Genomic DNA, 23,857 nt, shown 5'->3' on the forward strand with positions numbered 1-23,857 from the left:
GTCATGGCAGGGACGAACAGCGAGCGCATTCTGCTGGCCGAGGGGCCGGCAATCATTCTGATGGAGCCACAGCTGGGCGAAAACATCGGCATGGTTGCGCGCGCCATGGCGAACTTCGGCCTTGCCGAACTCAGGCTGGTCAACCCGCGTGACGGCTGGCCGTCCGACAAGGCGCGGGCGGCGGCCGCCAAGGCCGATCACGTCATCGATGGAACCGTTGTCTTCGACACGCTCGAAGAGGCGATCGCGGATCTCAATTTCGTGTATGCGACGACGGCGCGCCAGCGCGACGGGTTCAAGCCGGTGCGCTCGCCTGTCACCGCTGCAGAGACGCTGCGCACGAAGTTCCGTTCGGGCGAAAAGACCGGCATTCTCTTCGGTCGGGAAAAGTCGGGTCTTTCGAATGAGGATGTCGCGCTGGCCGACGAGATCGTGACATTCCCGGTCAATCCGGCGTTTGCCTCGCTCAACATCGCCCAGGCCGTGCTCCTGATGTCGTATGAATGGATGAAGTCGGGCATGGACGACGTGCGCGCCGTGCCCTTCGATGCGCCTGAACAGCCGCCAGCCACCAAGGACGAACTCATCGGGCTCTTCGACCATCTGGAAGAAGCGCTTGAAGCGCGCAACTATTTCCATCCGGCCCACAAAAAGCCCAGGATGATCGAAAACCTCAGGGCCGTGTTCAGCAGACGCGCTTTCACCGCGCCGGAAATCCATGTGGTGCGCGGCATCATCAGTTCGCTCGACCGTTTCGCTCGCCCCGGACAGAAGGCGCCGGCCGCGAAGATGCTCAATGAGGTGCATTCGACAGATGACGACGAACGGAACGCCTGAGCTCAAGCCGATTCTCGTCTTCGATTCCGGCATCGGCGGTCTCACCGTGCTGCGGGAAGCGCGCCTCCTGATGCCGGAGCGCGGCTTTATCTATGTCGCCGATGACGCCGGCTTTCCCTATGGTGGATGGGAAGAGGCGCCGCTGAAGGCGCGGATCATCGCGCTTTTCGGCGAACTCCTTGCCCGCCACGATCCGGAAGCGGTGGTCGTTGCCTGCAATACGGCCTTTACGCTCGCCGGTGCTGATCTCAGGCAGCATTTTCCCGACAGGCGCTTCATAGGCACGGTGCCTGCGATCAAGCCGGCTGCGGAGCGCACCCGTTCCGGACTGGTTTCGGTGCTTGCGACGCCTGGCACGGTCAAACGCGCCTATACGCGCGATCTCATCCAGTCCTTCGCCTCGCAGTGCCATGTGCGGCTCGTCGGTTCGGAAAATCTGGCGCGCATGGCGGAAGCCTATATCCGGGGCGAGGTTCTCGATGATGCTGCCGTGATTGCGGAAATCGCGCCCTGCTTCGTCGAGAAGGACGGCGCGCGGACCGATATCGTCGTGCTCGCCTGCACGCATTATCCCTTCCTCGCCAATGTCTTCCGCAGGCTGGCGCCCTGGCCGGTCGACTGGCTCGACCCGGCAGAAGCGATTGCCCGGCAGGCGCGGCGTCTCGTTCCGCTGGTCGATGGGGCCGAACATCCCGATGATTTGGACTTTGCCGTCTTCACCTCCGGCAGCCCGGATTTCTCCACGCGGCGGCTGATGCAGGGCATGGGACTGTCGGTCAAGGTGACCTCCACGCCCTATTTGGCCTGAGCGGTCTTTTTGACGAGCCCGTGCCGTGCTACCTATGGCGGGTTGCCGGACGCTCAGCCGGTGTAGAGGAGCATTGCCCCCTTTCTTGTTTACCGAAATTGCGATTGTATTTTTCCTGACCGTCCTCAACGGCGTTCTTGCCATGTCGGAGCTTGCGGTCGTCTCTGCTCGCCCCGCGCGTCTGAAGGTTCTTGCAGACCAGGGAAGCCGCGGTGCTGAAACAGCCCTGAAGCTTGCGAGTGATCCTGGCCGCTTCCTGTCCACGGTGCAGATCGGCATCACGCTTGTCGGCGTTCTCTCCGGCGCCTTCTCGGGCGCCACGCTCGGTGCCCGGCTTTCTTCCTGGCTTGAAGTGCAGGGATTTTCGGAAGCGGCCGCCGATGCACTCGGCGTCGGTACCGTCGTGGTGCTGATCACCTATCTGTCGCTGATCGTGGGTGAATTGGTCCCCAAGCAGGTCGCGCTGCGCAATGCCGAGGGTGTTGCAGCCCGTGTCGCGATCCCGATGGCCGTGCTTTCGAAGGTCGCCGCACCGCTCGTCTGGCTGCTCAACGGGTCCGGCAAGCTGGTGCTGTCGCTTCTCGGCCAGAGCGGAGACGGCGGCGGCAAGGTGACCGACGAGGAAATCCGCACGGTTCTTGCCGAGGCGCACAGTGCCGGTGTGATCGAGACCAGCGAATCTGCCATGCTGTCGGGTGTGATGCGTCTTGCCGACCGCCAGGCGCGTGGCCTGATGACCCCGCGTCGCGACGTGGAGATGCTTGAGCTCGACGATACGATCGACGATATCCGGGAGAAGCTGCGGGACATTCCGCATTCGCGCATTCCTGTGCGCAGTGGCGATTCTGATGAAGTGGTCGGGGTCGTCCTGACCAAGAAGCTCTACGAGCGCATGGCGACAGGTGGACCGATCAATCTTGCCGAAATGGTGAGCGACGTGCCCGTCGTCTCGGATCTTGCCAAGGCGACCGATATCATCGAGTCCCTGCGCAAGACCTCCCTGCACATGGTGCTGGTCTATGACGAATACGGCCACTTCGAAGGCATCGTCACGTCGGGCGATATCCTGGAAGCGATCACGGGTGCCTTCAGTCAGGACGAGACCGAAGAGCAGGCAATGGTCCAGCGGCAGGACGGGTCCTACCTGGTCGCCGGCTGGACGCCGGTCGATGAGTTCGTCGACATTATCCGCGTGCCGATCGACCCCGATCCCGACTACACAACGGTAGCCGGCTTCGTCCTCGATGAATTGAAACGCATCCCAGAACTCGGGGAGAGCTTCGTCAAGGGCGAATGGCGTTTCGAGGTGGTCGACCTCGATGGCCGCCGCATCGACAAGCTGCTCGTTTCGCGCGTCGCCTCTTCAGAAACCTGAAAACCCCTTCGACGTCCTGCGACATTTTGTTGCAGATCTGCAACGGCTCGCCGCAAGTTTTGCAATCTCGAATTGCGCTCTTGCGGCGAGCTTTTTCGCGTGCCATGGTCCGGACATCCGCAACACGAACAACAGGAGGCGACCGATGACTCATTTTTCTCAGCGCATGCGCCTCTCTGGCGGATTGGTGTCATGGCATCACGTGGGCTATCCCACGCTTCTTCCATGCACCCGATGACTGTCTGAACAGTCATTTTTCCCTGCCTTTCCGGCGTTTTTCAACCATCCTGACGTGACTTGCCGCCTGCGCGTTTGAACGCGTCTGTCTGGCTGGTCCACGTCGCTTTTCATCACCGAAAGGACCTGGACGCTTATGCGTTCCGGGACGGACCAGTCATGCACAATAATCAATCTTTAGTTGAAATTCCGCTCAACGAGCGTATGGACGATCTCATCGAGCGCTTCGGCTCCTGGCAGCTTCTGGCCGCATTGGTCGGTGCCAGCTGGAGACGGCGACAGGTCCGTAATCTGACCACGCATCTGTCTCCGCAGTTGAGGCGCGATATCGGCCTGCCGGAGGAGGAGGTGTGGAGCAGACCAAGAAACCTCACCCTTTGGGATTTCCGGGTCTGAGGCGAGCAAGAGCGGTTCGGGCGACTGAGCCGTTCTTCCTTTTTTGCGCGCAAGAAGACCAGTCTCTGCAGTGGTCTTCTTTCCAAAGCCGCGCCGCTCCACGACAGTTGGGAGGCCACGTGATTCCCTTCCACGCATTGTCCCGGATCCTTGATGTCTCCCAAATCCACCATCATGACGGCCTTTTTCCTGCAACCGATCGCCTTCGGCAGCTGGCTGCCACAGATTCCGGGCGTGCAGGAGAGGCTGTCGCTGGGGCCGGCGGAGCTCGCGATTGCGCTTCTTGGCCTGCCGACGGGCATCCTTCTGATGCTGCCGTTTGCCGGTCAGCTCGTCGGGCGGATCGGCAGTCGCAACACCCTCATCTTCGGCTTTCCGGTCTTTCTGGCGCTGGTGCCGCTTCCGGTCGCGGCACCCGACATCGTCTCGCTGTTTCTGCTGCTCGTACTCCTTGGGATCGGTCTGTCGACGATTGAGCTCGGGCTCAATGTCGAGGCCGATGTGATCGAGAAGCGCGGCACGGTGTCGATCATGAACCGCTGCCATGGCTTCTGGAGCCTCGGCATCATGACGGGCAGCCTTGTTGGTGCGGGCTTCCTGGCGCTGCACACATCCCCCCTCGTGGCCATCGGCCTCCTGTCGCTGGTTCTGATGCCGGTCTCGGTGATCGTCTGCCGGGTGCTTCCGGTCCACGCGGCACCGGTTGCCGAAACGCAGCCGCGTTCATCCTGGCGACTGCCGAGCCCCGGGATCCTCGGCATCAGTCTCTTCGTCTTCGGCATCACCATGACCGAAGGGGCGGTGGCCGATTGGTCCGCCGTCTATCTCAAGGATGTGTTTCAAACCACGGGCATGGCGACCGGGATGGGCTATGTCGTCTTCGCGATGATGGTCTCCGTCGGACGCTTTCTAGGCGATGCGGCCAAGGAGCGCTTCGGCGCGGTGCTGCTTGCCAGGCTTTGCCTCCTCTTCGCGCTTGGCGGCATGCTGCTTGTGGTCACCGCACCGGTGCCGGCGCTCGTCTATCTGGGGCTTGCTTCCGTCGGTCTCGGTGTTTCCGTCGGTTTCCCGCTTGCGGTCACGGCGTCTGCCGATCTCGGAGACAGGCCGGCGGCTGAAAATGTCGCGATCCTAAGCTTCATCGCGCTTCTCGGTTTCCTGATCGGCCCGCCGATGATCGGTTTCGTCGCGGAGGTGCTCGGCCTTCGCAGCGGGCTTGCCACACTTCTCCCGCCGCTTGTCCTCAGCATTCTGCTCGCCGGTCTGCTCGGGTGCCGCAAGGTGGCCTGAAAGCCGCACTTCCCTGTGGGTTTCGTCGATGCGGGTGACACGGGTGCCACCAACTCTGTTAGTGACTACAGATCAACACATGATTTGAGGATGCCGTCATTGAAGGTCGGAATCGATATGGGAACGGTGCAGGGCGGTCAGCCTGCCAAGCTCGATATCGAGGAGCTTCTTGCGACCCGCCTCCTGGTTCAGGGCAATTCGGGTTCGGGCAAGTCGCATTTGCTCCGTCGCCTGCTGGAGCAGTCCGCCCAGTGGGTCCAGCAGGTCATCATCGACCCCGAAGGCGATTTCGTCACGCTCTCGGACAAGTATGGCCATGTCGTCGTCGACGGGGAACGCACGGAAGCGGAACTGGCCGGCATTGCCGATCGCATCCGCCGCCACCGCGTGTCCTGCGTGCTGACGCTGGAGGGCCTCGATGTCGAGCAGCAGATGCGTGCCGCCGGCGCCTTCCTCAATGGTCTCTTCGATGCCGATCGTGAATTCTGGTATCCGGTGCTGGTCGTGGTCGACGAAGCGCAGATGTTCGCGCCCGCCGTCGGCGGTGATGTTTCCGAAGACGCCCGCAAGATGTCGCTGGGTGCCATGACCAACCTGATGTGCCGTGGTCGTAAGCGCGGTCTGGCCGGCGTGATCGCCACGCAGCGTCTGGCGAAGCTCGCCAAGAACGTTGCGGCGGAAGCCTCCAACTTCCTGATGGGCCGAACCTTTCTCGATATCGACATGGCGCGTGCTGCCGACCTGCTCGGCATGGATCGCCGGCAGGCGGAGATGTTCCGCGACCTGCAGCGCGGCAATTTCGTCGCACTCGGCCCTGCCATGTCGCGCCGGCCGCTGCCGATCGTCATCGGCGCCGTCGAGACCTCGGCGCGCTCGTCCTCGCCGAAACTGATGCCGCTGCCCGATGCGCCCCAGGATGTCGAAGACCTGATCTTCACGCCGGATCCGGAAGAATTCACCCGGCCGATCGTGCGCCGAGCGCCGCCGGCACCGCGGCCGACGACCGACATTCTCGCCGAGCTCTCCCGCTCGACGCCCGCCTCCATCACGCCGGCGCCGAACGAGGCGTCGATGCGCGGTGCCGAGATGTCGGCGGAAGAGCGCGAGGACAGGCTGAGTGCCGTGCTCTCGGAAATCCTCGGTGATCCGCAGGCGGCCTATCGAACCGACAGCGTGCTCTATCAGGAGTTCTTGGTGCGCGCCCGTATGCGCCGCGTCGCCGGTCCGCCAATGCCGATGGGGGAGTTCCGCCGCCGGGTGGCGATCGCCAGGGCAGGGGTCGATGAGGAGACGGCTGCGAGCGAAGGCTGGCAGACGGCGCTGTCGCTCTCCGTCCGCGTTTCCGACGATCTGCAGGGCGTGTTCCTGCTGCTCGCCAAGGCCGCCCTCCGCAACGAGGAATGCCCATCAGACCAGCGGATCGCGCGGGCCTACGGCACGCATTCGGCCCGCCGCGCCCGCCGTCTCCTCGGTTACTTCGAGGAGCAGGGGCTGGTCGTCGTGCACACCGATTTCTCCGGCAAGCGCATCGTCGCCTTCCCGGATCTGGAAGCCGAAACGCAGCCCGGCGATCCCAACCAGGTGGATGCCGACGAGCAGACGCCCTCGGCTGCCGAGTAGGGTTCGTCCTGTCTTTTTGAGAGGCGGCTTACGCCGCCCGCTCTTCCCAGACCTTTACCAGCGCGACGATCGTCTCGACGGATTTTTCCATGTCCTGGACGCTCACCCATTCGAGCGGCGAGTGATAGGCATGGCCGCCGGTATAGATGTTGGGGCAGGGCAGGCCCATGAAGGAAAGGCGCGAGCCGTCGGTGCCGCCGCGAATACTGTGGCGGACGGGTTCGAGGCCGACGCGGCGGACCGCTTCCTCAAGATTGTCCATGATCTCCGGATGACGATCTAGGACTTGCCGCATATTGCGATACTGGTGCTTGACCGTGAAGCTATGGCTGGAGCCCGGATAGGTGGCCATGACCTCGCGGGTGATCTCTTCCAGCAGGTCTTCCTTCTCCTTCAGACCGGCTTCGGTGAAATCCCTGACAATGAGCTGCAGCCTGGCTGCCTCCATGCTGCCTGTCATGTCGACCGGGTGGATGAAGCCCTGGCGCCCGTCGGTGGTTTCCGGCGCGATGTCGCGGGGCAGGCGGGCGACGATGTCGCTTGCGGCCTTGATGGCATTTTCCATCTTGCCCTTGGAATAACCCGGATGCATGGCCACACCGGTGATCTCGATCGTGACGCCATCGGCGGAGAAGGTCTCGTTTTCGATCTCGCCGATGGTCGAGCCGTCGAGCGTGTAGGCGAAGCGGGCGCCGAGCTTTGCGAGATCCACCTTGTCGGCGCCACGGCCGATTTCTTCGTCGGTCGTGAAGAGGATCTTGATCGTGCCGTGCTTGATCTGAGGGTTCGCCATCAGGCCTGCCGCAGCCGTCATGATCTCGGCGACGCCTGCCTTGTCGTCGGCGCCAAGCAGCGTCGTGCCGTCGGTGGTGACGATATCGTTGCCGATCTGGTTGTTGAGCTGCGGATGGGAGGCAACGCGGATCACCTGGCTCGTGTCACCGGTCAGCGTGATGTCGCCGCCCTGATAGTTGCGCACCAGCCGCGGCTTGACGTTCGTGCCCGTGAAATCCGGTGCCGTATCCATGTGGCTGCAGAAGCAGATGACGGGAACGTCCTTGTCCGTGTTGGACGGGATCGTCGCATAGACATTGCCATGTTCGTCGAGATGGGCGTCTTCAAGTCCCAGCGCCTGAAGCTCGGCAACGAGAATGCGGCCGAGATCCTTCTGCTTTTCCGTCGAAGGCTGCGTATCGGAGGCCGGATCGGATTGCGTGTCGATGACGACGTAGCGCAGGAAGCGGTCGAGAACGGTGTCGGTCATGGCAAAACCTTTCCTGGTCTTCCTGATATCACTGGCTGACTTTTGTGCCCAAATGACGGTCGAAGAGGGTGATCATTTCCTGCGTGCGGGCATTGCCGCTGTCTGCGCCCAGCACGACGCCGATCAGGCGGCGGTTGCCGTTGCTGGCTGACGTCACGATGTTGTAGCCCGACGCCTTGGTGTAGCCGGTCTTGATGCCTTCCGCGCCCGGATACTGCACCAGGAAGGCATTGTGGCCGCGGAACCTCATCCCGCGAAAGGTCATGCCGCGCGAGGCAAACAGCTTGTATTCCTCGGGGAAGTCGCGCAGCAGCGCGAGGCCCAGGCGCGCCATGTCGGTGGCCGTCGTCACCTGGCGCGGATCGGGAAGGCCCGACGGGTTGGTGAAGACGGTGCTCGTCATGCCGAGCGCGCGGGCCTTTGATGTCATCATCTGGCCGAAGGCTTCCTCGGATCCGGCCAGTTCCTCGGCAACGGCGGTTGCCGCGTCATTGGTCGACAGCACGACCATGCCCATGACCGCCTCTTGGACGCTGATCGTATTGCCGGCGCCGATCGCGAACTTGTAGGGCTCCTTGTCATTGGCATTCTTGGAGATGGTGAGCCGCCGTTCCCAGCTGAAACGGCCCGAATGCAGCGCTTCGAAGGTGAGATAGAGCGTCATCATCTTCGTCAGCGATGCCGGGTAGAGCACCATGTCGGGGTTCTCGGCCTCGAGGATCTTGCCCGTTGCCGTATCGACCAGGATATGGGCATGGCCTGGCTTCTGGACTTCAGCCGCCGCCGGGCTGATGGCTGTGACAAGGCTTAGGAGGGCAAAGACGGGCAGGCGGAGAACGCGATTCATCATGAACGGGGAACGGCTTCTGTCATTGAGGATGACCCGGGATAGCGGAGTTGGCGGCTTCTGTCAGCCGTCACGCCGGCTCAGGTGGTTCTTTCTGCTGGATAAAGTGCGAGATCGTCGGTATTTTTGCGCTCGAAGTCACCGTTTACGCGTGTCGTTGTTGACATTTTTCTCCCACGCCACTAATGACGCCCCCAACGCCGGGCCGAAACGCCCGGTGTTTGTTTTGACATGTCCCGTGGTTTTCTCCGTTCGCTGACGTGAGAATCCTGTCGGAGCCTCGGAAACGGAGGCTCAGAGGAGGGCGTGTTTCCTTAAGGCGGCTTGGCAACAAACCGCTGTAACCTGTTGAAAGGAAATACGGATGAGCAAGCGCGCATCTTCCAAGTACAAAATCGATCGTCGTATGGGCGAAAACATCTGGGGCCGTCCGAAGTCCCCGGTCAACCGCCGCGAATACGGCCCGGGCCAGCACGGCCAGCGCCGCAAGGGCAAGCTTTCCGACTTCGGCGTGCAGCTGCGCGCCAAGCAAAAGCTGAAGGGCTACTACGGCGACATCCGCGAGAAGCAGTTCCGCGCGATCTTCGAAGAAGCCAACCGCCGCAAGGGCGACACCGGCGAAAACCTGATCGGCCTGCTTGAGTCGCGTCTGGACGCCATCGTCTACCGCGCCAAGTTCGTACCGACCGTCTTTGCTGCCCGTCAGTTCGTCAACCACGGCCACGTTTCGGTCAACGGCGTTCGCGTCAACATCGGTTCCTACCGTTGCAAGGCCGGCGACGTCATCGAAGTTCGTCAGAAGTCCAAGCAGCTCGTGACCGTTCTGGAATCGGTACAGCTCGCCGAGCGTGACGTTCCCGATTACATCGAAGTCGACCACAACAAGATGGTTGCCACCTTCGCTCGCGTTCCGGGCCTGTCGGATGTTCCGTATCCGGTCATCATGGAACCGAACCTGGTCGTCGAATTCTACTCGCGGTAATTGCTTGCGAGACGGATTTGTGGAAAGCCGCCCCTCGGGGCGGCTTTTTCTGTTTGCAGTGCAGCGTCGAGCGATGATGATGGCGCCGCATCGGATCGGGTAAGGGGAACGAGATGGATCTGCAGCTGATCGCCGACGAGATCGTCACGGCACTTGAGCCGCGCCTCGGCGAGGGCAAGGTCGCCGACTACATCCCGGAGCTCGCCCGCGTCGATCCGAAGCAGTTTGGCATTGCGATCACCACCGTCGACGGCAAGACCTACAAGGCCGGCCATGCGGACACGGCCTTTTCGATCCAGAGCATTTCCAAGGTCTTCATGCTGACGCTGGCGCTCGGCAAGGCCGGCGAATCGATCTGGAAGCGGGTGGGTCGCGAGCCGTCCGGGTCTTCCTTCAATTCCATCGTCCAGCTCGAGCACGAGCACGGCATCCCGCGCAATCCCTTCATCAATGCCGGTGCGATCGTCGTCACCGACATGGTTCTGGCAGGCCACGCGCCGCGCGAGGCGATCGGCGAATATCTGCGTTTCATGCGCTATCTCGCCGATGACGAGACGCTGTCGATCGACGAGAAGGTGGCGCAGTCGGAGCAGCGCACGGGCTATCGCAACTTCGCGCTCGCCAATTTCATGCGCGGCTTCGGCAATCTCGACCATCCGGTCGAGCACACGCTCGGCGTCTATTTCCACCAATGCGCGCTGGCGCTTTCCTGCGTGCAGCTCTCCCATGCCGGCCTGTTTCTTGCCAATCGCGGCACCAATCCGCTGACCGGCTTTTCGGTCGTTTCGCCAAAGCGCGCGCGCCGCATCAATGCCCTGATGCTGATGTGCGGCCATTATGACGGCTCGGGTGATTTCGCCTATCATGTCGGCTTGCCGGGCAAGTCCGGCGTCGGTGGCGGCATCCTTGCGGTCGCCCCGGGCAAGGCCTCGATTGCCGTCTGGTCGCCGGGTCTCAACAAGGTCGGAAATTCGGCGCTCGGCTCGGCCGCGCTGGAAATGCTGGCGGCCCGCACGGGCTGGTCGGTGTTCGGGACTTGATCTTCAGGTCCCGAGCAGGCATTGCATTGCCGAATTGCCGCTGAGGCCGGAGCCGAAGATGAACCTCGTCAACACGATCGACAGCCAGGATGCCGCCGCGCTGGAAGGCGAGGATGCGCTCGACCTGTCGCCCGTACATCCGGTGTTTGCCAAGGCGACGCGTTCGGTGTCGTTCAACAAGCTTCGCAAGCGCCTGATCCGCCAGGTGCGCCAGGCGATTGCCGATTTCGACATGCTGAAAGGCCAGCAGCGCTGGCTGGTGGGACTTTCCGGCGGCAAGGACAGCTACGGCCTGCTGGCCATCCTCCTCGACCTGCAATGGCGTGGGCTCTTGCCGGTGGAGCTGGTCGCCTGCAATCTCGATCAGGGGCAGCCGAATTTCCCGAAGCATATCCTGCCCGACTATCTGGCCTCGATCGGTGTGAAACACCGCATCGAGTATCGCGACACCTATTCCATCGTGAAGGAGAAGGTGCCAAGCGGTGGCACCTATTGCTCGCTCTGTTCGAGGCTCCGACGCGGCAATCTCTACCGGATCGCCCGCGAAGAGGGCTGCGACGCGCTGGTGCTCGGCCATCACCGCGAGGATATCCTCGAAACCTTCTTCATGAACTTCTTCCATGGCGGTCGTCTCTCCGCCATGCCGGCAAAGCTTCTGAACGACGAGAAGGATCTCTTCGTGCTCCGTCCGCTGGCTTATGTTGCGGAAGAAGACATGGCGCGCTTTGCCCAGGCGATGGAGTTCCCGATCATCCCCTGCGACCTCTGCGGTTCGCAGGACGGTCTGCAGCGCAATGCCATGAAGGAGATGCTCGCGGGGATCGAAGCGAAGATGCCGGGCCGCAAGGATGCGATGCTGCGGGCGCTTGCCCATGTCGATCCCTCGCATCTGCTCGATCCCAAGCTCTTCGATTTTGCCGGGTTGGCGGCCTCCAAGCCGGAATAACGGCAGCTTTCATGCCGTTGTCGCAGGATTGCTTTTAAAGACACAGGAAAATTGCCGTATTCGGGCCTGATCGAGTTCCAAGGCTGGACTGTGCGGGATGCTTCTTGCACATTCGCCCGGGTCAGGGGGCTGCTTCTAGGTGTTATGGCCGCCTGACGGAATTGCGTGGGAGTAGGAATGTCTGAGGTTGCTCAGCCTTCGGTATCGAGGCGTGCGGTGTTTCTCGTCGGAGGTTACGAGCGCAACGATGCCGCTGGCTTCTTCCGCCGGATCGGCCGCGAGATGGACCGTTTCCGCAAGTGCTGGTCCGTCGAGGCGACACTCGGATCCCCGGTCGATCCCGGACAATCAGTGGCCACCATGGCGGTTGCCGACTATCGCGGGCCGGATGGCATCTGCCAGTCGGAGATCACCTTCCTGAGCTTCGATGATATCGTGAAGCATGATGGCGCGCGCCCCTTCCTGGTCCGACTTGGGGCCTATCTCGTCGCCTTCTTCGACTATGTCGGGAGTGGCACGATGTTCCGCTTCTTTGCGACCAACTGGCGTTTTGCGCTCTACTTCCTCTACCCGTTCGTGATGCTGGCCTTCTTTGCCTGGCTGGGCACTGTCGCCTATCGTCTGGTGAGCGCTGCCGGACTTCCCGGCGGGCCGCTTCTGCCGGCGGTCGCGGGCCTGGCTCTTGCCTATGGCATCGGCCGGTTCATTGGCAGCCGCTACTTCGTCTTCCATCTGATGGATCTCTGGTCCTTCAGCCGCGAGCACCTGCATTGTCGGCGTCCGGGCATGGATCAGCGGATCGATGCCTGGGCCGCGCTGATCGCCGAGCGGTCCTCCGCCAGAGCGTATGACGAAATCCTTCTGATCGGTCACTCCACCGGCGGCGCATTGATCCTCGATGTCGCTCACCAGCTCGCAGAGAGGCTGCGTGGCGAGGGGCGTCCGGTCGATTTCAAGCTTGTCACAGTCGGCTCGACCTCTCTGAAGGTCGCGCTGCATCCGGCTGCCCGCCGCGCACGACAGCGGTTGCAGGCGCTTGCCGGGTATTCGGGCATCCGGTGGACGGAGTTCCAGGCACTCACCGACATCATCAATTTTTACAAATGCGACCCGTATGCGCGCGCTGGCCTCACGCATCAGCGGGCTGACCAGTTCCCGCGCCAGTTCCAGGTCCGCATTCGCGACATGCTGGAACGCGACGCCTATAAGCGTGTGAAGAAGAACTTCTTCCGTGTTCACTATCAGTTTATCTCGGCCAACAGCCGGCGCTATTTCTATGATTTCTTCATGATCTGTTGTGGCACGCGGCCGATCGATGCCGTAAGTGGCGACAAGCTGCCGCTTGCGGCAGAGGCAGGCAAGACGGCAGAGGCAGTATCATGATCCGCGTTTCCTTCATCCTCTGGGCCCTGATGCTGGTGACCTGGTGTGCCATGCGTTACCCGGCCATGCGCCGGGCGCGGCGGCAGAAGACCGCGGTCGACAAGCGCACGCCACTCGATATCTCGCTTCTGATCTTGTGCACTGTCGGGCTGGTCGTCATGCCGGTGCTGTGGCGGCTCGACGTCTTTGGTGGTTTTGCCGATCGCGGGCAGGGGGCGATTACCCTCGTCCTCGGCACGCTGACCGGGATTGCCTTTCTCTGGCTCTTCCGCCGCAGCCACAAGGATCTCGGCAAGAACTGGTCTGTGACGCTCGAAGTTCGGGAGGGCCATCAGCTGGTGACCGGAGGCGTCTATGCCCATGTCCGCCATCCGATGTATGCCTCGTTTCTGCTCTGGGGCGTGACACAGGCGCTTTTGATCCCCAACTGGATCGCCGGCCTCGCCGGTCTCCTCGCAGTGATGGCACTCTATGCGGTGCGGCAGTCCCGTGAGGAGGCGATGATGCGGGAAACCTTCGGCGCCGAGTATGACGCCTATTGCGCCCGCACCAAGCGTCTGGTCCCGGGCGTCTTCTGACAGCTCAGCGCCGCTTCAGTGCCAGCTTGATTTCCTTCATCGACCGCTCGTGCAGCTTCGGATTCTTGTCGATGTTGAAATGACCGATGCCCTTGATGGCGGTCTCGCCCTGGCGCAGGTTGATGTTCGCCAACTCGCCCTTGAAGCCGGGGGCCGGCAGGACCGGTGACCAGAGGTTTTCTCCCCCGGTGTAGAAATTCAGCGTCTTCTTGACGTTGCCGGGGACCGGACCCTTGCCGGTCGGGTCGAAGCTCAGGATCAGCGCGACCGGTATCTTCATCGGCTGCAGTGCGCTTGCCACCGAAAAGGTCATGTCGGCGCCGAGCGAGTGGCCGACCAGCACGATGGGACGGGCATCCTTGGAGGCGCGGTAGCGATCGGCGATCTTACGGGCAAAGGCCTGGGCATTCGGCAGCGACAGCACCTCTGCATTGATGCCTTCGGACTTTAACTCTTGCCCCAGCGTGTTCAGCCCGGTCGAGAAGATGTCGGCAAATCCGCGGAAGAGATAGACCTGACCGGCGGGCAGCTTGGGCTTTTTCGGTTTGGCTGCCGCGGCGGGCAGGGCGGATGCTGCCAGAATGACGGATGCATGGGTCAGTAAAGCGCGCCTGGAGATCATGTCTGGAAGTGGTCCTGAAGGAAACTGTTGTTTCGAATTCATGCATGATTCAAGGCTGCTGACAACGGGTCCGCAGCCCATTCAGCCTGTACTTTGTCCCCTGGCGCACGCTAGAAGGGGCTGCCGGTGGCACGCCAGTGCATGTTCCGGTCAAGCCAACAGGAGCTCTCTGCCCATGACCACCCCCATCGACATCGCCGCCCTCGCCAATCTCTTGCAGGAGGCAGCCGTCGAAGAGATCCTGCCGCGTTTCCGCAATCTCGGTGATGGCGACGTCAGGATGAAGACCGAGGCGATCGATCTGGTTACCGAAGCAGATGAGGCGGCCGAGCGGGTCATCCGCAAGGGGATCGAGGCGCTGATGCCGGATGCTCTCTTCGTCGGTGAGGAATCGGTTGCCGCCGAGCCGGCCCTTCTCGACAAGCTGAAGGATGCCGATCTCGCCGTTGTTGTCGATCCGATCGATGGTACCTTCAATTTTGCTTCGGGTCTCACGCTGTTCGGCATGATCCTCGCTGTCGTCTCGAAAGGGGAGACGGTCGCAGGTGTCATCTACGACCCTGTCGGCAATGACTGGGCGCTGGTCGAAAAGGGATCGGGTGCCTGGCTTCATCGACCGGACGGTAGCCAGGAGCAGATGCAGGTGCGTCCCAGTGGGTCGCTTGAGCAGATGATCGGGATTGCCAATACCGGCTTCTTCGACATCGAGACCCGCCGCAGGGTGCTCTCCAACCTCGCCGAAGTCCGGCTGTTCACCAGCTATCGCTGTGCGGCCCACGAGTATCGCCTGCTCGGTCAGGGACATATGGATTTTGCCATGTACAACAAACTGATGCCCTGGGACCACCTGGCGGGGGCCTTGATGATGCAGGAGGCGGGGGGGCATGTCGCGCGCTTCGACGGCTCGGCCTATCTGCCGCATCATACGACGGGCGGGCTGATCGTCGCCTCCGACGCAGATGCCTGGCAGGAATTGCGAGAGCGGATCTTCACCGTCGACTGACAACCAAAGGCCCGGATCAGCCGGGCCTTCTGTTTCTCAAATGGTTTCTCAGATCAGACCGGCTTGTTCTGCGCGTGGAAGAGCCGCCCCTTTTCTCCGATCAGGACGAAGACGAGGCCGATGATCGAGACGACGAAGAAGCCCGTGACCATGGGCAGTGCCGTGCCGTTGAATGCCTGGCCGATCACGGCACCGATGATCGAGCCGCCGATCGTGCCCATGAAGCCCAGCACGGAGGAAGCCGTACCCGCAACATGGCCGAGCGGCTCCATGGCCAGCGAGTTGAAGTTCGAGCCGATCCAGCCGAACTGGAACATCGCCAGCGAGAAGAAGGTGATGAACAGGAAGAAGGGCATCGGCTGCGGTCCGATGATCTGGACGGCCAGCCAGACGAGGTTGATGGCGATGAAGCCGAGCAAGGAGCCATGGGAGAGCTTGCGCATGCCGAAGCGGCCTACCAGCTTCGCATTGACGAAGGACGACAGCGCCATGAACAGGGCGACCGCAGCAAAGGCGACCGGAAACCAGACGCCGAGGCCATAGATGCCGACATAGACCTGCTGGGCCGAGTTGATGAAGCCGAACAGGGCCCCGAAGATGAAGGTGCTGGCGATCGTGTAGCAGAGCGCCACACGATTGGTCAGGACGATCCGGAAGCCATCAAGGATCACCTTGACGGTAAAGGGCCGAACGTCCTCCGGTGCCAATGTCTCCGGCAGGCGGACATACATCCACACACCGACAATCAGGGCAGTGGCCGCCATGAAGACAAAGATCCAGTGCCAGTCACCGAAAAGCATGATCACCTGGCCGGTCCCGGGGGCGACGACCGGAATGACCATGAAGACCATCATGATCAGTGACATGACTTCGGCCATCTGGCGCCCGCCGAAGACATCGCGCACGATCGAGACCGTGATGACGCGGGTCGCGGCGGATCCGATGCCCTGAATGAAGCGCAGCAGCAGCAGCGATTCGAAGGAGGGTACGAAAACGACGGCGAGCGATGAGACGACATAGATCGCCAGTCCGACAATCATCGGCAGGCGCCGGCCGAAGCGGTCGGCGATCGGGCCGTAGAAGAGCTGTGCGAGCCCGAAGCCGATCAGGTAAGCCGAGACGACATACTGACGGTGGTTCTCATTCTCGACATTGAGGGCCGCACCGATTTCCTGGAGGCCCGGCAACATGATGTCGATGGCAAGCGCGTTGAGCGCCATCAGGAATGCCATCATTGCGATGAATTCGGCACGCCCCATGGCCCCCAGTGTCTTTGGGCTGGGCTGTAATGAATCTGACATGAATTATGACCTTAGAACGGCATGAAGGCGTTGCTTGGGACAACGCCTTCATCGCCTGGAGTATTTGGCGGCCTCGCGGCCCGGGGATCAGGCAGCGCCGCGGACAGCGATGCCCTGGTCTTCGAAATGCTTCTGGAGTTCGCCCGCCTGGAACATCTCGCGGACGATGTCGCAACCACCGATAAATTCACCCTTGATATAGAGCTGCGGAATGGTCGGCCAGTTGGAATACTGCTTGATGCCTTCGCGGATTTCCATGTCGGCGAGCACGTTCACGCCCTTGTAGTCGACGCCGAGGTAGTCGAGGATCTGCACCACCTGGCCAGAGAAACCGCACTGGGGAAACTGCGGGCTGCCCTTCATGAACAGGACGACATCGTTCGTCTTGACTTCGTTGTCGATGAATTCGTGGGCGCTCATGTCATTCTTCCTTTCACATGCCGTTCAAGGCGGCAGCTTCGATCTGCCGTAGAAATAGCAATACGGCTTGGCTTTTGCCAGTGGCGAGTTTGCGACAAAACCCTGTTTTAGCGGTTGCGCTGACGGCTGCGCTTTGCAGCGGTGCGGCGGCGGCTGACCTGCTTGCGGGCAGGGGCCTTGACGCGCTTCCTGGTCTTGCGCACGAAGCGTCCGGTGGTTGCCGAGCGGGTCTGGCGTTTGCGCCGGCGGGTCGTGCCGCTGCGGGTGGTCTTCTTCAGGATTTCGTTCAAGACGCCTTTCACGACGTTGTTCACGATGTCGCCGACCAGATCTGCCATTTCACGCCCTCTCCCGTGCCTGATTGCTGATGGTTTTGTTCCAACTGCTCTTTAAATCAGCGCAATTCTCGTCTAGCAAGCGCCACCTGCGGCGGGATGCCGTCGACCGAGTGACCGAATTCATGATCCAAAGCCGTATTGTCCTGCATTTTCCGGGCTTCGAGCCGCTTGATGCCGAAGCCCATCGCCAGCGCTATCAGCGTTCGGCGGCGCAGGCGTCTGCCGTCTGGAAGGCGAAGTTCGCTGTCGGTGAACTGGCTGTCGATGACGGGGGCGCGCATTTCGATATCGAGGCGGAAGGCAAGGGCTGGACTGTGCAGTCGCGCCTTCACGTCTTCGACCACAACCGGTTGATCACCGCGATGCGAGCGGAGCCGGTCAGGGTGCAGCTTGCCCGTGGATTTGCAGCCGGTTTCCAGGTTGTCCGCCAGGGGGGCGCCTTTGCCTATCTGCGCCACGCATGGCGTTTCGGGCTGTTCTTCCTGTTTCCCTTTCTGTTCCTGGCTGCCGGCCTGGCGCTCGGCATCAACATTGCGGCTGTTCCGTCTACCTTTGAACTCGATGTCTGGTGGTTCCTCCTGACCGTGCCGGCCGGCTATTTCGTCTTTCGCTACGGCGTGCTGCCTTTCTCGGATCGCTACCATGTCATGCACCTTCTGGCGGATTGGCGACTTGCGGTCGCCGTGGCGGAGAACCGCCCCGAAGTGGCCTTGCTGGTTGAGCAATCGGCGGATCAGGCGATCGCCGCCCTGCAAAGGCCCGCTGACGAAATCCTCGTGACCTCGCACAGCATGGGGGCGAATTTTGCGATCTCGGTGATCGGCCGCATTCTGGAAAAGGCCCCCGATCGGCTGCAGAGACGCCGGATTGTTTTCGTCACCCTCGGTGGCGCGGCTCTGCAGTGCAGCCTGTTATCCTCCGCAGTAGTGTTGAGGCAGCGGATCGGCACGCTCGCCCGTCATGCGGCCGTCGACTGGTTCGAAATCCAGTGCCTGACGGACCCGATCCACCTCTACAAGTGCCACACGGTCGCGCTGTCGGGACATCCCGACGCGCCGCAGCCGAAACTGGTCTTTGTCCGGTTCAAGCATGCCCTTTCGGCTGAGCGCTACCGGAAAAACCGCCGCGATTTCCTCAGAATGCATCGGCAATACGTGCTGGGTCCGGATCAGCCAAGCGGCTTTGATTTCACGCTGATGACCGCGGGACCTCTGCCGGTCAAGTCCTTCGAGCAGCTTCAGTCTGCCACGCCGCCAGCACTCCCTTCCGTGACATGAAAAAAGCCCGCCGCTTGTCGCGGCAGGCTTGAGGCATTGGCTTGTCGAGGTCCGAGACGGTCAGTCGGGAACGCTGGTCTGCAGGGCGAGGGCATGCAGCACACCGCCCATATTGCCCTTCAGAGCCTCATAGACCATCTGGTGCTGCTGCACCCGGCTCTTGCCGCGGAAGGCTTCGGCGACGACCTCGGCGGCGTAGTGATCTCCGTCACCAGCGAGGTCGCGGATGACGACCTTTGCCCCCGGAATGCCGGCCTTGATCATGTCTTCGATGTCGCCTGGTTTCATCGGCATGTAATGGATCCCTCATGCAAATCAGCAGTGCGAAAACTATCGTGCATTCCCCGAAGTCTTTCAATGGGGTAGGTGGCGCCTGCCCCATGCTCCACAGGCATGTGGTCGAATGGGTCAGGCGATCTCGCCATCCATGAGGGCCGGGAACCAGGCCTCGTGGGCCTTCTTCAGGTCCTCGACCGCAACAGGCTTTGCATTACCCAGCACGACGTTCGAGCCGCCGGTGCGGCCGATCCACGGGCAGAAGACGCCTGCGGCTTCGGCACGGACCTGCACTTGGTCGACATCGGCTTCCTTGACGGTCAGCACGTAGCGGCCCTGGTCTTCGCCATAGAAAACGGCGATCGGGTTCGCATCGTTCAGGGCGTTGATGTGGGCGCCGATGCCGGACGCCATTGCCATTTCCGCCACAGCAAGGCCGAGGCCACCCGACGAGCAGTCGTGTACGGCAGTTGCAAGACCGTCCTGGATCAGGCCGCGGACGAAATCGCCGACCTTCTTTTCATGCGCGAGATCGACATGCGGGGCCGGACCGTCGGTGCGGCCATGGATGTCGCGCAGGTAGACGGACTGGCCGAGATGCGTGCCCCAGCCGGAGGGAGCGCCGGCCAGCAGGATCGCTTCGCCCTGAGCGGCAAAGCGGATGCGGGCCATCTTCTTCCAATCCTTCATCAGGCCGACGCCTGCGATCGTCGGGGTCGGCAGGATGCCCTGGCCATTGGTCTCGTTATAGAGCGAGACATTGCCCGAGACGATCGGGAAGTCGAGCGCCTTGCAGGCCTCGCCGATGCCTTTGATGGCAAAGACGAACTGGCCCATGATTTCGGGGCGCTCAGGATTGCCGAAGTTCAGGTTGTCGGTCGCTGCCAGCGGAAGCGCGCCGGTCGCGGTGATGTTGCGCCAGCATTCGGCAACCGCCTGCTTGCCGCCTTCAAACGGGTCGGCTTCGACGTAGCGCGGGGTGACGTCGGAGGAAAAGGCGAGCGCCTTGGAGGCGTGGCCTTCGACGCGGATGACGCCGGCATCGCCGCCCGGAAGCTGCAGCGAATTGCCCTGGATCAGGGTGTCATACTGTTCGTAGACCCAGCGGCGCGAAGAGTTGTTGGCGGAGCCGACGAGCTTCATGAGAGCGTCTGCGACGTCGCCGGCCGGGATGTCGTTCTCGGCGAGCGGGGCAGGGACCTTCGGCTCGATCCAGGGACGGTCGTATTCCGGAGCCTCGTCGCCGAGTTCCTTGATCGGCAGGTTTGCGACTTCCTCGCCCTGATGGATAACGCGGAAGCGCAGGTCGTCGGTGGTGTAACCGACGATGGCGAAGTCGAGGCCCCACTTGACGAAGATCGCCTTGGCGACCTCTTCCTTGGAGGGCTCGAGCACCATGAGCATGCGCTCCTGGCTTTCCGACAGCATCATTTCGTAAGCCGTCATGCGCTCTTCGCGCACCGGCACCTTGTCGAGATGCAGCTCGATGCCGAGGTCGCCCTTGGCGCCCATTTCAACGGCCGAGCAGGTGAGGCCGGCAGCGCCCATGTCCTGGATGGCGATGACGGCGCCGGTCTTCATCAGCTCGAGGCAGGCTTCGAGCAGGCATTTTTCGGTGAAGGGGTCGCCGACCTGCACGGTCGGGCGCTTTTCTTCGATCGACTCGTCGAATTCGGCCGATGCCATGGTCGCACCACCGACGCCGTCACGGCCGGTCTTGGCGCCGAGATAGACGACGGGCAGACCAACGCCCTTAGCCTGGGACAGGAAAATGCCGTCAGACTTCGCAAGGCCCGCTGCAAAGGCGTTGACGAGGATATTGCCGTTGTAGCGGGCGTCGAACTCGACTTCACCACCGACCGTGGGGACGCCGAAGGAATTGCCGTAGCCGCCGACACCGGCAACAACGCCAGCCACAAGATGCTTGGTTTTCGGATGATCGGGAGCTCCGAAGCGCAGCGCGTTCATGGCGGCGACCGGACGGGCGCCCATGGTGAAGACGTCGCGCAGTATGCCGCCAACGCCGGTTGCCGCGCCCTGATAGGGCTCGATGTAGGACGGATGGTTGTGGCTCTCCATCTTGAAGACCACGACGTCACCGTCATCGATGTCGACAACACCGGCATTTTCGCCCGGGCCCTGAATGACGCGCGGGCCCTTGGTCGGCAGCGTCTTCAGCCACTTCTTGGAAGACTTGTAGGAGCAGTGCTCGTTCCACATCGCCGAGAAGATCCCAAGCTCGGTGAAGGTCGGCTCGCGTCCGATCAGGTTCAGGATGCGATCGTATTCGTCCGGCTTCAGGCCGTGGCTTGCGATCAATTCTGCGGTGATGGGACGGGAGTTGGAAACGGTCATCTGGCTCTCAGGACAATGGGAGATCTGGGGGAGATCGGTTTCGAGGCAGGCTATAACCCAAGCCTGCGCCCGGCGCACTTGAAAAATGCGGCCGATCAAGCCTTTCCCGCGGCTTTCCCGGATGTGACGCGGTGCCTCCGCGTAACAGTCAGACGATAGCGCTGGTGCCAAGCGGTGACTGGTCGAGAATTCGTCGAATGGTCTTCAGGCCCTCGGTCGAAATCGCGCGTTCGCGGCCCTCGCTGAAGCCGACACGGACATGGTGATAGACGCGCGCCGAGCGGGCCGGCTTAAACTCGTCCTCGTCGTCGATCAGCACGTCGGCATCCAGTACCGCCTGCTTGAAGGTGCCGGACAGCCAGGGTTCGGGAAGCTTCAGCCAGAAGAAGGGGAGGCGCGGGTGGGAGCGGAATTCCTTGCCGGCAAAGAGCTGGCGAACCAAGGCTTCTCGCTCCCCAATCTCGGTCAGGACCTTGCTGCGGATTTCGCCGGCAGCACCGGAAAGCACAAGCCGCGCCGAGAGTTCGGCGAGCAGGAAGGGCAGGCCGCCGCTCACCATCTTCTGGGTGACGCGGACCCGCTGGCTCATATGCGGCGGGCAAGCGACCCAGCCGCCACGCACACCGGCTGCGACCGACTTCGACAGGCCGTTGAGAAGAAAGGTCCGATCCGGCGCGAGTTCGGCGAGCAGCGGAATGCGGTCGTCGATCATGCCCCCATAGAGATAGTCCTCGATCAGCCAGACATTGTATTTGCGGGCGATGTCGACGATCTCCTTGCGGCGGGAGAGCGGGAGGGTCACAAGCGTCGGATTCTGCCCTGAGGACATGATGAAGGCGGCCTTGGGGTGCTCGCGGGCGCAGACCCGCTCGAAATCTTCGGGCAGGATGCCGTTCTGATCCGAATCAACAAGCGCAATCTGGCGGCCCATCAGGTTGGCGCTGCGCGACACCTGCGAATAGGTGAGGTGCTCGCAGACGATGCGGTCGCCGGCGCCGCTCACAGCTGCGACGACGGCGTTGATGCCGGCATGCACGCCAAGCTGCGGCAGGACCTGATCGGCCTCGGGCTTCCAGTTGCCCGAGGATAGCCATTGGCGGCCTGCTTCCAGCCAATCGGAGGAAAGGGTTCGGGTGTAGCTTGAAATCTCGCCCGGATATGCCGATGCAATCTCGGCCATGATCCGCCCCACGGTCTCCGCCTGGCCGACGTCGATCGCGGCCGTGGTGTCAAAGCGCAGTTTTCCGGGCGGCGGGACCATAGCCCGAGTGCCACCATAATTGATCGTCACGGGATCGCGGGCCGGCACGCGCCCATCGCTGTTTCCCTGCACATAGGTGCCACGGCCCACTTCGCCCGTGACCAGCCCGCGTTCCCGCAACAGGGCATAGGCGCGCGAAATTGTCCCAATTGTTACCCCGACGTCATAAGCGAGGTCGCGCTGTGGCGGCAGCTTGGTGCCGTGGGGCAGAGTGCCAGATTTGATGGCGCTTTCCGCCTCGTCCGCGATGCGGATGTAAAGCGGTCCAGTTCCGTTTTCGAGTGAAGGAAGCCAATTTGTCATGATGACAATTCTTTAGATTGTCACCGTTGGCGTGTCAATTCATAGCTTCATAAGGCTCAAAACGGATGAGCGATATTGGGAATGATGACAATGGTTACAATTCTTGAGGAGTATCGGTCTGCGACCTATGCGCAGGTGCCCGCCCCGCCGATGGGGACCCAGCAGCGGCTGATACGGTGGATCACGAGGGTTTTCATGCTGCGGCGCACGCGCAATCAGATTGCAGACCTGACACCTGACCAGCTCAAGGACATCGGCATCACACCTGAGGAGGCAATGCGCGAGATCCGCCGGTCGCGTCTGTTATGGATCGATCGGCCGCTCTTTCCCCCGCTCTGACCCGTTCGCTGCAAAAATGCGACGCGGTTTTTGGCAGAAACTGCTTGCTACCATGGAGCGCATCGAGTGGGCATCCGCAATGCCTGTGCTTGTCGCGGAGTTGTGCTGCGTGCCGGTGGTGATCAGCTAGAATTTATAGGCCACTGCAAGACCTGCATGGCTGCTTCCGTCATTGTCGCGACAGAGGCCCGCATTCGACGCGTGATCGACGGTTGCCAGGAGATGGACTTTCTCCGTGACACGCACCCCCACCGCTGCATATTCGCGGAAAAGGGCTGCGCAGCCGAGCGAAGGTCCGCGGTGCCCGTTATCATGCAGTTTGCCGTTGTGGATCGCCCCGCCAAAGCCAAAGTCGAGATATAGGCGTTCCGTGACGTCGAACGTCCAGTTGATGCCGGTAAAGGCAAAGCTTGCCTCATCTGTCGTGCTGATCATGGCACCGGCATGTATCCGGGGCCGCATCATCTTGTCGCGCAAGTCGACTGCCTCGTCACTATTGAGTGGATCAAGGAAAATCACGACATTTGGGAAGAAGCCCTGCTCAAAGGAGCTGTCTGACTGTATAGATCCGGCTGCCCCAAACCTTGCTTCATCAATGGTCCAGTCACCGGCATACGCGCTGTTGATCGCTTGCGGTAAGGCGAGCGCAGCCATTAGTCCAAAAACAGAAAACAATACACGCTCGATACCCAATGCCATTGCATCCCCCCTGCAAGCATCCTTAACCGAATGTTAAGTTAGGCTAGCACGGTCTTGCGG

At 61.8% G+C, this 23,857-nt stretch carries 24 protein-coding genes; 14 read left to right on the top strand and 10 right to left on the bottom strand.

What is annotated here, in order from left to right:
• The first annotated feature begins 3 nt into the window (after positions 1-3).
• From H6M51_RS10305 to H6M51_RS10330, 6 genes are all read left to right on the top strand, one after another.
• On the top strand, positions 4-837 hold the full coding sequence (locus H6M51_RS10305) for an RNA methyltransferase (protein WP_185809775.1): 834 nt from the start codon (positions 4-6) through the stop codon (positions 835-837).
• Positions 815-1,645, top strand: coding sequence for a glutamate racemase (gene murI / locus H6M51_RS10310; protein ID WP_185809776.1), 831 nt, complete (start codon positions 815-817; stop codon positions 1,643-1,645). Before H6M51_RS10305 ends, murI begins: the two co-directional genes overlap by 23 nt.
• Before the next feature lie 85 nt (positions 1,646-1,730).
• The gene (locus H6M51_RS10315; protein ID WP_185809777.1) at positions 1,731-3,020 is read left to right on the top strand and encodes a hemolysin family protein; all 1,290 of its coding nucleotides are present in this window, start codon (positions 1,731-1,733) and stop codon (positions 3,018-3,020) included.
• Between the two features lie 396 nt (positions 3,021-3,416).
• A complete protein-coding gene (locus H6M51_RS10320) occupies positions 3,417-3,653 on the top strand; it encodes a DUF1127 domain-containing protein (RefSeq protein ID WP_185809778.1) in 237 nt (78 codons plus the stop codon).
• Positions 3,654-3,806: 153 nt separating this feature from the next.
• Positions 3,807-4,943, top strand: a complete 1,137-nt coding sequence (locus H6M51_RS10325; RefSeq protein ID WP_185809779.1) for an MFS transporter — start codon at positions 3,807-3,809, stop codon at positions 4,941-4,943.
• 99 nt (positions 4,944-5,042) lie between these two features.
• Positions 5,043-6,563: an ATP-binding protein gene (locus H6M51_RS10330; protein ID WP_185809780.1), complete on the top strand. Its 1,521-nt coding sequence runs from the start codon at positions 5,043-5,045 to the stop codon at positions 6,561-6,563.
• Positions 6,564-6,591: 28 nt separating this feature from the next.
• Here the strand turns inward: H6M51_RS10330 and pepT are convergent, their stop codons facing one another.
• Together pepT and H6M51_RS10340 are read right to left on the bottom strand one after the other, a co-directional pair.
• Positions 6,592-7,827, bottom strand: a complete 1,236-nt coding sequence (gene pepT / locus H6M51_RS10335; protein ID WP_185809781.1) for a peptidase T — start codon at positions 7,825-7,827, stop codon at positions 6,592-6,594.
• A gap of 28 nt (positions 7,828-7,855) precedes the next feature.
• Positions 7,856-8,677, bottom strand: coding sequence for a D-alanyl-D-alanine carboxypeptidase family protein (locus H6M51_RS10340; protein WP_246780468.1), 822 nt, complete (start codon positions 8,675-8,677; stop codon positions 7,856-7,858).
• Positions 8,678-9,038: 361 nt separating this feature from the next.
• Between H6M51_RS10340 and rpsD the strand changes: the two genes are divergently transcribed.
• The 5 genes from rpsD (at position 9,039) to H6M51_RS10365 (ending at position 13,603) form a co-directional block, all read left to right on the top strand.
• Positions 9,039-9,656, top strand: a complete 618-nt coding sequence (gene rpsD / locus H6M51_RS10345; RefSeq protein ID WP_185809782.1) for a 30S ribosomal protein S4 — start codon at positions 9,039-9,041, stop codon at positions 9,654-9,656.
• Between the two features lie 113 nt (positions 9,657-9,769).
• Positions 9,770-10,696 carry a glutaminase gene (locus H6M51_RS10350; RefSeq protein WP_185809783.1) on the top strand — a complete coding sequence of 309 codons (927 nt, stop codon included), beginning with the start codon at positions 9,770-9,772 and terminating at the stop codon, positions 10,694-10,696.
• Positions 10,697-10,754: 58 nt separating this feature from the next.
• Positions 10,755-11,642, top strand: coding sequence for a tRNA 2-thiocytidine(32) synthetase TtcA (gene ttcA / locus H6M51_RS10355; protein ID WP_185809784.1), 888 nt, complete (start codon positions 10,755-10,757; stop codon positions 11,640-11,642).
• Between the two features lie 177 nt (positions 11,643-11,819).
• Positions 11,820-13,025, top strand: coding sequence for an alpha/beta hydrolase (locus H6M51_RS10360; protein ID WP_185809785.1), 1,206 nt, complete (start codon positions 11,820-11,822; stop codon positions 13,023-13,025).
• Entirely contained in the window at positions 13,019-13,603 is a 585-nt protein-coding gene (locus tag H6M51_RS10365) for a protein-S-isoprenylcysteine O-methyltransferase (protein WP_185809941.1), read from the top strand. Before H6M51_RS10360 ends, H6M51_RS10365 begins: the two co-directional genes overlap by 7 nt.
• 4 nt (positions 13,604-13,607) lie before the next feature.
• On the opposite strand, the gene H6M51_RS10370 is transcribed toward H6M51_RS10365, so the two are convergent.
• Complete coding sequence (locus H6M51_RS10370) at positions 13,608-14,225, bottom strand: thioesterase domain-containing protein (RefSeq protein ID WP_185809786.1); 618 nt, start codon at positions 14,223-14,225, stop codon at positions 13,608-13,610.
• Between the two features lie 175 nt (positions 14,226-14,400).
• Here H6M51_RS10370 and H6M51_RS10375 point away from each other — a divergent pair, with 175 nt between their 5' ends.
• Entirely contained in the window at positions 14,401-15,228 is an 828-nt protein-coding gene (locus H6M51_RS10375) for an inositol monophosphatase family protein (protein WP_185809787.1), read from the top strand.
• Positions 15,229-15,281: 53 nt separating this feature from the next.
• Here the strand turns inward: H6M51_RS10375 and H6M51_RS10380 are convergent, their stop codons facing one another.
• The 3 genes from H6M51_RS10380 to H6M51_RS10390 form a co-directional block, all read right to left on the bottom strand.
• Entirely contained in the window at positions 15,282-16,487 is a 1,206-nt protein-coding gene (locus tag H6M51_RS10380) for a multidrug effflux MFS transporter (RefSeq protein WP_185809942.1), read from the bottom strand.
• 129 nt (positions 16,488-16,616) lie between these two features.
• Entirely contained in the window at positions 16,617-16,949 is a 333-nt protein-coding gene (gene grxD, locus H6M51_RS10385) for a Grx4 family monothiol glutaredoxin (protein ID WP_185809788.1), read from the bottom strand.
• Between the two features lie 107 nt (positions 16,950-17,056).
• Complete coding sequence (locus H6M51_RS10390) at positions 17,057-17,287, bottom strand: hypothetical protein (protein ID WP_185809789.1); 231 nt, start codon at positions 17,285-17,287, stop codon at positions 17,057-17,059.
• A 122-nt stretch (positions 17,288-17,409) separates the two neighbouring features.
• On the opposite strand from H6M51_RS10390, the gene H6M51_RS10395 reads away from it, so the two are divergent.
• Positions 17,410-18,564 (top strand): hypothetical protein, encoded by a 1,155-nt coding sequence (locus H6M51_RS10395; RefSeq protein ID WP_185809943.1) that lies wholly within the window; start codon positions 17,410-17,412, stop codon positions 18,562-18,564.
• A 60-nt stretch (positions 18,565-18,624) separates the two neighbouring features.
• Here H6M51_RS10395 and H6M51_RS10400 read toward each other — a convergent pair whose 3' ends face one another.
• From H6M51_RS10400 to H6M51_RS10410, 3 genes are all read right to left on the bottom strand, one after another.
• A complete protein-coding gene (locus tag H6M51_RS10400; RefSeq protein ID WP_138286229.1) occupies positions 18,625-18,858 on the bottom strand; it encodes a BolA/IbaG family iron-sulfur metabolism protein in 234 nt (77 codons plus the stop codon).
• A 114-nt stretch (positions 18,859-18,972) separates the two neighbouring features.
• The gene (gene purL / locus H6M51_RS10405) at positions 18,973-21,195 is read right to left on the bottom strand and encodes a phosphoribosylformylglycinamidine synthase subunit PurL (protein WP_185809790.1); all 2,223 of its coding nucleotides are present in this window, start codon (positions 21,193-21,195) and stop codon (positions 18,973-18,975) included.
• Between the two features lie 148 nt (positions 21,196-21,343).
• Positions 21,344-22,759 carry a PLP-dependent aminotransferase family protein gene (locus H6M51_RS10410; RefSeq protein WP_185809791.1) on the bottom strand — a complete coding sequence of 472 codons (1,416 nt, stop codon included), beginning with the start codon at positions 22,757-22,759 and terminating at the stop codon, positions 21,344-21,346.
• Positions 22,760-22,849: 90 nt separating this feature from the next.
• Here H6M51_RS10410 and H6M51_RS10415 point away from each other — a divergent pair, with 90 nt between their 5' ends.
• Positions 22,850-23,098 (top strand): DUF1127 domain-containing protein, encoded by a 249-nt coding sequence (locus H6M51_RS10415; protein WP_246780469.1) that lies wholly within the window; start codon positions 22,850-22,852, stop codon positions 23,096-23,098.
• Positions 23,099-23,224: 126 nt separating this feature from the next.
• On the opposite strand, the gene H6M51_RS10420 is transcribed toward H6M51_RS10415, so the two are convergent.
• Positions 23,225-23,797, bottom strand: a complete 573-nt coding sequence (locus H6M51_RS10420; protein ID WP_185809792.1) for an acyloxyacyl hydrolase — start codon at positions 23,795-23,797, stop codon at positions 23,225-23,227.
• Positions 23,798-23,857 lie beyond the last annotated feature (60 nt).

The sequence above is a fragment of the Rhizobium sp. AQ_MP genome, from assembly GCF_014237835.1.
Taxonomy (GTDB): domain Bacteria; phylum Pseudomonadota; class Alphaproteobacteria; order Rhizobiales; family Rhizobiaceae; genus Allorhizobium.

What these genes read in the sequence shown, in the direction of transcription:
- H6M51_RS10340 (WP_246780468.1), bottom strand. Translation starts at nt 8,677, where the DNA reads ATGATGAATCGCGTTCTCCGCCTGCCCGTCTTTGCCCTCCTAAGCCTT.
- H6M51_RS10370 (WP_185809786.1), bottom strand. Translation starts at nt 14,225, where the DNA reads ATGATCTCCAGGCGCGCTTTACTGACCCATGCATCCGTCATTCTGGCA.
- H6M51_RS10410 (WP_185809791.1), bottom strand. Translation starts at nt 22,759, where the DNA reads ATGACAAATTGGCTTCCTTCACTCGAAAACGGAACTGGACCGCTTTAC.
- pepT (WP_185809781.1), bottom strand. Translation starts at nt 7,827, where the DNA reads ATGACCGACACCGTTCTCGACCGCTTCCTGCGCTACGTCGTCATCGAC.
- H6M51_RS10320 (WP_185809778.1), top strand. Translation starts at nt 3,417, where the DNA reads ATGCACAATAATCAATCTTTAGTTGAAATTCCGCTCAACGAGCGTATG.
- H6M51_RS10360 (WP_185809785.1), top strand. Translation starts at nt 11,820, where the DNA reads ATGTCTGAGGTTGCTCAGCCTTCGGTATCGAGGCGTGCGGTGTTTCTC.
- rpsD (WP_185809782.1), top strand. Translation starts at nt 9,039, where the DNA reads ATGAGCAAGCGCGCATCTTCCAAGTACAAAATCGATCGTCGTATGGGC.
- H6M51_RS10390 (WP_185809789.1), bottom strand. Translation starts at nt 17,287, where the DNA reads ATGGCAGATCTGGTCGGCGACATCGTGAACAACGTCGTGAAAGGCGTC.
- H6M51_RS10400 (WP_138286229.1), bottom strand. Translation starts at nt 18,858, where the DNA reads ATGCCGATGAAACCAGGCGACATCGAAGACATGATCAAGGCCGGCATT.
- murI (WP_185809776.1), top strand. Translation starts at nt 815, where the DNA reads ATGACGACGAACGGAACGCCTGAGCTCAAGCCGATTCTCGTCTTCGAT.
- purL (WP_185809790.1), bottom strand. Translation starts at nt 21,195, where the DNA reads ATGACCGTTTCCAACTCCCGTCCCATCACCGCAGAATTGATCGCAAGC.
- H6M51_RS10325 (WP_185809779.1), top strand. Translation starts at nt 3,807, where the DNA reads ATGTCTCCCAAATCCACCATCATGACGGCCTTTTTCCTGCAACCGATC.
- H6M51_RS10305 (WP_185809775.1), top strand. Translation starts at nt 4, where the DNA reads ATGGCAGGGACGAACAGCGAGCGCATTCTGCTGGCCGAGGGGCCGGCA.
- H6M51_RS10420 (WP_185809792.1), bottom strand. Translation starts at nt 23,797, where the DNA reads ATGGCATTGGGTATCGAGCGTGTATTGTTTTCTGTTTTTGGACTAATG.
- H6M51_RS10350 (WP_185809783.1), top strand. Translation starts at nt 9,770, where the DNA reads ATGGATCTGCAGCTGATCGCCGACGAGATCGTCACGGCACTTGAGCCG.
- H6M51_RS10380 (WP_185809942.1), bottom strand. Translation starts at nt 16,487, where the DNA reads ATGGGGCGTGCCGAATTCATCGCAATGATGGCATTCCTGATGGCGCTC.
- H6M51_RS10395 (WP_185809943.1), top strand. Translation starts at nt 17,410, where the DNA reads ATGATCCAAAGCCGTATTGTCCTGCATTTTCCGGGCTTCGAGCCGCTT.
- H6M51_RS10375 (WP_185809787.1), top strand. Translation starts at nt 14,401, where the DNA reads ATGACCACCCCCATCGACATCGCCGCCCTCGCCAATCTCTTGCAGGAG.
- grxD (WP_185809788.1), bottom strand. Translation starts at nt 16,949, where the DNA reads ATGAGCGCCCACGAATTCATCGACAACGAAGTCAAGACGAACGATGTC.
- H6M51_RS10415 (WP_246780469.1), top strand. Translation starts at nt 22,850, where the DNA reads ATGGTTACAATTCTTGAGGAGTATCGGTCTGCGACCTATGCGCAGGTG.
- ttcA (WP_185809784.1), top strand. Translation starts at nt 10,755, where the DNA reads ATGAACCTCGTCAACACGATCGACAGCCAGGATGCCGCCGCGCTGGAA.